The sequence below is a fragment of the Microcystis sp. M53602_WE12 genome, from assembly GCF_030065455.1.
Classification (GTDB): Bacteria; Cyanobacteriota; Cyanobacteriia; order Cyanobacteriales; family Microcystaceae; genus Microcystis; species Microcystis aeruginosa.
Window position 1 is genome coordinate 1 of sequence record NZ_JASJFB010000502.1, and the last position, 6,162, is coordinate 6,162.

5 protein-coding genes are annotated in these 6,162 nt (G+C 48.6%); 4 read left to right on the forward strand and 1 reads right to left on the reverse strand.

The genetic code is table 11. The features are described from left to right. Positions 1 to 178: 178 nt before the first annotated feature. The 4 genes from PX482_RS16595 (at position 179) to PX482_RS16610 (ending at position 5,387) form a co-directional block, all read left to right on the forward strand. Positions 179 to 763, forward strand: coding sequence for a DUF3727 domain-containing protein (locus PX482_RS16595; RefSeq protein ID WP_002763315.1), 585 nt, complete (start codon positions 179 to 181; stop codon positions 761 to 763). A gap of 320 nt (positions 764 to 1,083) precedes the next feature. Beyond that, complete coding sequence (ldpA, locus tag PX482_RS16600) at positions 1,084 to 2,085, forward strand: circadian clock protein LdpA (protein WP_002763316.1); 1,002 nt, start codon at positions 1,084 to 1,086, stop codon at positions 2,083 to 2,085. Between the two features lie 117 nt (positions 2,086 to 2,202). Then, a complete protein-coding gene (locus PX482_RS16605; protein ID WP_502846471.1) occupies positions 2,203 to 3,948 on the forward strand; it encodes a R3H domain-containing nucleic acid-binding protein in 1,746 nt (581 codons plus the stop codon). 11 nt (positions 3,949 to 3,959) lie between these two features. Continuing rightward, on the forward strand, positions 3,960 to 5,387 hold the full coding sequence (locus PX482_RS16610) for a hypothetical protein (protein ID WP_002763318.1): 1,428 nt from the start codon (positions 3,960 to 3,962) through the stop codon (positions 5,385 to 5,387). A 200-nt stretch (positions 5,388 to 5,587) separates the two neighbouring features. Here PX482_RS16610 and PX482_RS16615 read toward each other — a convergent pair whose 3' ends face one another. Next, on the reverse strand, positions 5,588 to 6,016 hold the full coding sequence (locus PX482_RS16615; RefSeq protein WP_002763320.1) for an ATP-dependent zinc protease family protein: 429 nt from the start codon (positions 6,014 to 6,016) through the stop codon (positions 5,588 to 5,590). Positions 6,017 to 6,162: the final 146 nt, after the last annotated feature.

The following is a 6,162-nucleotide window of genomic DNA, read 5'->3' on the forward strand; positions in this document are numbered from 1 at the left end:
GAAATGGGGCGAAAGTCTGTGGACTCTGTGTAAGACAGTACATGGTTTTTTAACTGTGGTATGCGACGGTGGTGGAAGCAGAAACTTAAATCGTGAGGTTTAGGAATCGCCGCACTTTTAGGGCGGCGAGGATGTCAACTCATGATATTCTGATTCAATCAGTAGCGTTTGAGAGCCTATGTCCCCATCTCAATTTAATTTTCAAGAAAACGAACTCGAAGAAGCGGATATCATAACCCTCTGGGATGAGCAAGGTCGATCGCTGGACTGTTATATTGAGAATGCCTATGAAACCGATGATCTCACCTATATGCTTCTTGTCCCCGTGGATACCCCGGTGATGATTCTAGCTTGGGATGAGGAATCGGAGGAAGAAGAATCTGATGCCTTCTTAATCGAAGATAGCGAGGAAATCGAGCGGATTTTCGCCGATGCTAAAGCGGTTTTAGCAGAATTAGACCTATTGCTCAAATCCACTGCCCACACCTTGACTGTTAGTGGTGAATTACCGCCCCTAGAAGAAGATAATGTTCTCAGTTTAGAAATTGATGGCGATGAACCCTCCTCGTCATCAGAGCCGGAAGAATTGCAATTTCTCGCCAGTTTCTTTTCGGAAGACCAAAAATACTCGATTTACAGTCCCCTAGCTCCTTTGTTATTCTTAGCCGTCGGTGATGCGGAAGGGAAAGTTGAATTAGTTTCCCCCGATGATGACGGTATGGGACCAATTCTAGAGGAACTTTTGTTTGATGAACTCGATTAATTACACGATCTTACCAAATCCGCCGACCAAAATTTGTGAGCAATCTAGTGACAGTATATCTTTCGGGATTTTATTATCCTCGTGATTAAAACGGATTTGGTATTTTTTTCCCTAAATTAATTACACATTTTCCTAACCACTGACGAACCTATTATCTATCGGATAGGCTGCTAGCCTCTGCTTGCTGGCAAAAGTGAGGGGCAGCCTCAGACAGGCACTAATGCCAAAGGAAGAATTAATAATCAGTCTTTAGTCAGAAGATTTGGTATCAGAGCAGCACAAGGCTGACGTTTAGGGGCTGGCTGCGATAGGATAAAAAAGTGCTAGATAAAAACTCCTCTCCCTTCTGGTCCTTAGTTGCGGGTCACTGGTTCAAGCTCATCTGTGGAGCTAGTTACCAGGATTTGCCCACGATTCGCAACCTCGCTTTGACCTATACTATCGCCGGGGCCGATTGTATTGATGTGGCCGCCGACCGAGCCGTGATTGTTGCGGCCCGCGAAGGCATCGAAACCGCCGAAAAAATCGCCGGATTCCCCCCAAATCGACGACCTTGGTTAATGGTCAGTCTCAACGACGGGGAAGATCCCCACTTTCGTAAAGCTGTCTTTAACCCGCAACTCTGTCCGGTCGATTGTCCCCGTCCCTGCGAAAAAATCTGTCCCGCTTATGCTATCGATAGGGGAGGAGTAATCGAACAGCGCTGTTATGGTTGCGGTCGCTGCTTACCCGTTTGTCCCCCGCAAATAATCGAGACAATATCCCGTGTCTGTCAACCCGCAGAAATTATCCCCTTAATTATCGAAATGGGAGTCGATGCGATCGAAATTCATACCCAAGTCGGTCATCGAGAGGAATTTGCTCGACTCTGGCAAGCGATCGCACCTCTAACTAAAAACCTAAAAATCCTCGCCATAAGTTGCCAGGATGATCAGCAGATCATTGATTACCTCCACTATCTGCGAGAAACTATTTCACCCCTAAGCTGTCCTCTGATTTGGCAGACGGACGGCCGGCCGATGAGCGGCGATATCGGCAAAGGAACCACCCACCCGGCCATTAACATGGCCAAAAAAGTCCTCTCCGAAAATCTAACCGGATTTGTGCAGTTAGCTGGGGGAACCAATGACCATACCGTGACCAAATTACAGCAACTGGGACTGAGAGAAAAAATCGCTGGTATTGCATCTGGAAGTTACGCCCGTTCATTGATTTTGCCAATTTTAGAGCATTTAGACCAGCCTAACCTTGAAAATGACCCCCAAGCCTACCAAGAAGCCGTTAAAGCTGCTTCTATTCTCGTTGCTCAATTGAAAGCCTAGCCTTGGTCAAAAAACTATAATATTTTTTTAATTGACAACTAACCCCTAAATGTGTTAGACCCCAAGAAAATCTTGGCAATAAAAACAGCCAATTATCGCCAAAACCTTTTACTATTAATGCCAGAAACCCTACCCTCCTCTCGGATGCCAGTTACCGACGATTTAAACAAACTCTTGGCAATTCTACCTGCGCGGATTCGCGGCAAAATCGAGGAACACCCGCGGCAGCATCAACTGATCGAAGTAGTTATGGATTTGGGACGCATACCAGAAGCGCGTTTTCCCGATGGGGCGATCGATCTGGGGGACGAACCGATCTCAAAAGAAGAAATCCAGTATTCGATCGCCCGGGTGGGCAGTTTTAGCGGCGATAATCGCGCCGGGATTGAACGCACCCTGCACCGCATCAGTGCCATTCGCAATCGAGACGGGGAAATTATCGGTTTAACCTGTCGTATCGGTCGGGCCGTTTTCGGTACGATCACCCTGATTAACGACCTAGTGGAAACGGGTAAATCCCTGCTGCTGCTCGGTCGTCCGGGGGTAGGGAAAACCACCGCTCTCCGGGAAATAGCCCGAGTTTTAGCCGACGACCTCAATAAACGGGTAGTGATTATCGACACCTCCAACGAAATCGCCGGGGATGGAGATATTCCCCATCCGGCCATCGGTCGCGCTCGTCGGATGCAGGTGGCCCGTCCGGAATTGCAGCATCAAGTCATGATCGAAGCGGTGGAAAACCATATGCCAGAGGTGATCGTGATTGATGAGATCGGTACGGAATTAGAAGCTCTGGCCGCTCGCACGATCGCCGAACGCGGGGTGCAGTTGGTGGGAACCGCCCACGGCAATCAATTGGAAAATTTAATTAAAAACCCAACTTTATCGGATTTAGTCGGGGGAATTCAGGCAGTAACTCTCGGAGACGAAGAAGCGCGCCGCCGGGGTTCTCAGAAGACCGTTTTAGAACGCAAAGCACCGCCCACCTTTGACATTGCCATCGAAATGTTGGAACGTCAGCGCTGGGTCATCCACGAGGACGTATCTACCACGATCGATCAACTGCTGCGGGGACGGGAAGCAATTGCCCAAATCCGTTGGGTAGATGAGGAGGGGAAAGTACAAGTCGCTCAGGAAGAACCAAAATCGGAAAACTTGACCCCTTTGCGCGGCAATTATCTGCCGGAAATGGATAAACCCAAGGGATGGCGGGCCGATGGCCGGATGACTCCCGTGGCCCGTTTCCCTGCGGGCCCCCTCAACCGGGAAAACGATTTCGATCGCCTCCTCGAACAATCTTGGCTGCAGGAAGAACCGGAAACGGAAAAAGTCCGCGTCCCCGGTCCCAATGGCGAAGATTGGCCGGTTTATGTCTATCCCTACGGAGTCAGTCGCGCCCCGATCGAACAGGTAGTACAGGCCCTAGATTTGCCGATCGTTTTGACCAAAGATTTACAGGGGGCCGATGCGGTGCTGGCCCTGCGTTCCCACGTTAAAAATCAGTCAAAATTGCGTCAAATTGCCAAAGTAAGACAAATTCCCATCCACGGCATCAAATCCAATACCCTGCCCCAAATTTCTCGCGGTTTAAAGCGGATTTTGGGCATTGATGACCCGATGAATCAGGAAGGTGCAGATCTGCGTTTATTTGCCCGCAGCGGTAGTGATGACGAGATCGAAGCTTTGGAGGAGGCCCGGTTAGCGGTGGAACAAATCGTTATTCCCACCGGCCAACCGGTGGAGTTACTGCCGCGATCGGCGAAAGTGCGGAAAATGCAGCACGAATTAGTGGAACATTACCGTCTCCAATCCGATAGCTTCGGAGAGGAACCGAATCGCCGTATTCGCATCTATCCAGCTTAGGAGTCGGGAATTTGAAGCGACGCACGCTCATCATTCTAGGTACAGGGGCGGCGATCGGTGCGGCGGCCCTCCGGATTATCCATCGTCCCCAATCGGCGGCGGAATTGCGCGCCAAAATGCCCCTAGCTGAAAGAATTAAGCTCTGTCTCGATCTGGCTAAGATTAAACTAGCGACCACGATCGATTATCTCGATAGTTATGCCCGTCGGGGCATTCTCTATCCCTATCTTACCCATCCAGAGCCATCGGGTTTTACTTTCTTCAATTGGCTACGGAGGGGGAATAGTCCCACCCCCGGCACTTGGAAGTTGGCAAAGGCCAATTTTTGGGCGGCAGGGGCTTTTGCTGCTTTATTATGGAAAATTGCTGACTTAGAATCAAACCCTATGGATGCGGGATTTTGGTCAGCTGCCGCGAAAAAATGGAGCGATCCCTTAAAAGAAACCAGTTTGAAGAACAAAGACATCGCTCTTAATAATGTACTGGTGTTTGCCCCTTGGTTTGAGTCGGGACAGGGCCAGGAAAAACAGACAGCTTTAGAGATAACTTTACGGGGGGCCAGACAACTAGCGCAACCTTTTCAGGATGGTAAAGGGAGTTATCACACCGATATCGGGACTTTTGGCTGGTTACGCAAGGCCGATCGCACCGATCAGCAAGAACATTGGCAGGTTTTTATCGACCATACGATCAATATAGAACAAATGCTCTGGGCAAGTCTCCACAATCCTGACCCCAAGGAGGCAAAAGATTGGCAAGAAAAGGCCCTTTCCCACATCCGCACCATTAGCCGCACCTTTGGGGCTAACCGTCGCCCGGGTAAAACGGGAACTTGGCAAAGAGGCTATTTTGATCAAAATGTCAACTCTCCCACCTATAGAAATTTCTTATTTAATGAGGGAAAACAGGGCTGGCGCGATGATAGCACTTGGTCCCGGGGTCAAGCTTGGTTTATTTATAGTGCCACGACGGCCTATATTTACACCGGCGATCCGGAAATGTTAACCATTGCCAAGGATGCCATTAATTATTATCTGGACAATTTGCCCGATCGCTGGCCCGGTGGACAAAGACGCGCCGGGGATTTTATTCCTCCCTGGGACTTTGATTATGCCTTGCAAAAAAATGGCGCTACGGAAAAGGATTCTTCGGCAGCGGCGATCGCTGTGGCGGGGATGATTCGCTTATTAAAAGCTTTACCCAGCAGTGATCCTAGTTATGGAACCTATCGAGAGGCGATCGATAATACTCTCTTGAATTTGACTTCTTTTGCCTATTTTCCCGACGAAACCGCCCCAGAGATGAGTTTATTGCGTCATGGTTGTTATCATCATCCCGCCGCGATTCAACCCAGCCAAATCTATGATACGGGTTTAATTTGGGGAGACTTGTTTTTTATAAATGCTTTGGCTGAATACCAAGATTTACCCGCTACTTAGGGCTGGCTGAATAAATCTAAAAACCTTGTTGGATAATATCTTTAGACTTTTTGTCAATCAAAAAGTACCGGCCCTGGGAGTGATCAGGGGGCAAATTCAGGGACTTTTTCCCTGAAAATTAGGTAATTGACCACCTGAAAATCGGTAAAACCCACACCCTGCCCCCAGGAAAAACTTTTTCAGCCAACCCTAAATATAACTTAACTCAGTAAAAAAGACTTATTCGGATGGACAAGAAAGCCTTTTTTCAGCGCTTCTCGTCCTAATAACATCCGAAAACCCATGACATCGCGATTAGTTAAAGTTAATTCGATCGCCCATTGACGACCACCAAGCAATACGTTTGTTCTAATAACGGGACGTAGTTGACTTTGACCCCCAGAATTTTTTACCTGTCGCCATTCGAGGATTTCTGCGGTGGTGGTGACAGTGTGGTGACTATCTTTTTGGTAGGGATGAACTTGAAAGCGCAGCCAATTGCGATCGCCATCTCGAAAAGGATGGAGATGAAAAGCGTGTAGGGCCGAGGAGCGAGCGCCTGTATCAATCTTGGCCTTTATTTTGGTAATGCCTAAATCAGGTAAATCGAGCCATTCTCGCCAACCGATGATGATTTTATCGGGTTTCATCCGTCTATTTAGGGTCTGCTGAAAAAGTTTTTCCTAGGGGCAGGGTGTAGGGTGTGGGGTGTGGGGTGTGGGGTTTTACCGATTTTGAGGGGGTCAATTACCTAATTTTCAGGGAAAAAGTCCCTGAATTTCCCCCTGATCACTCC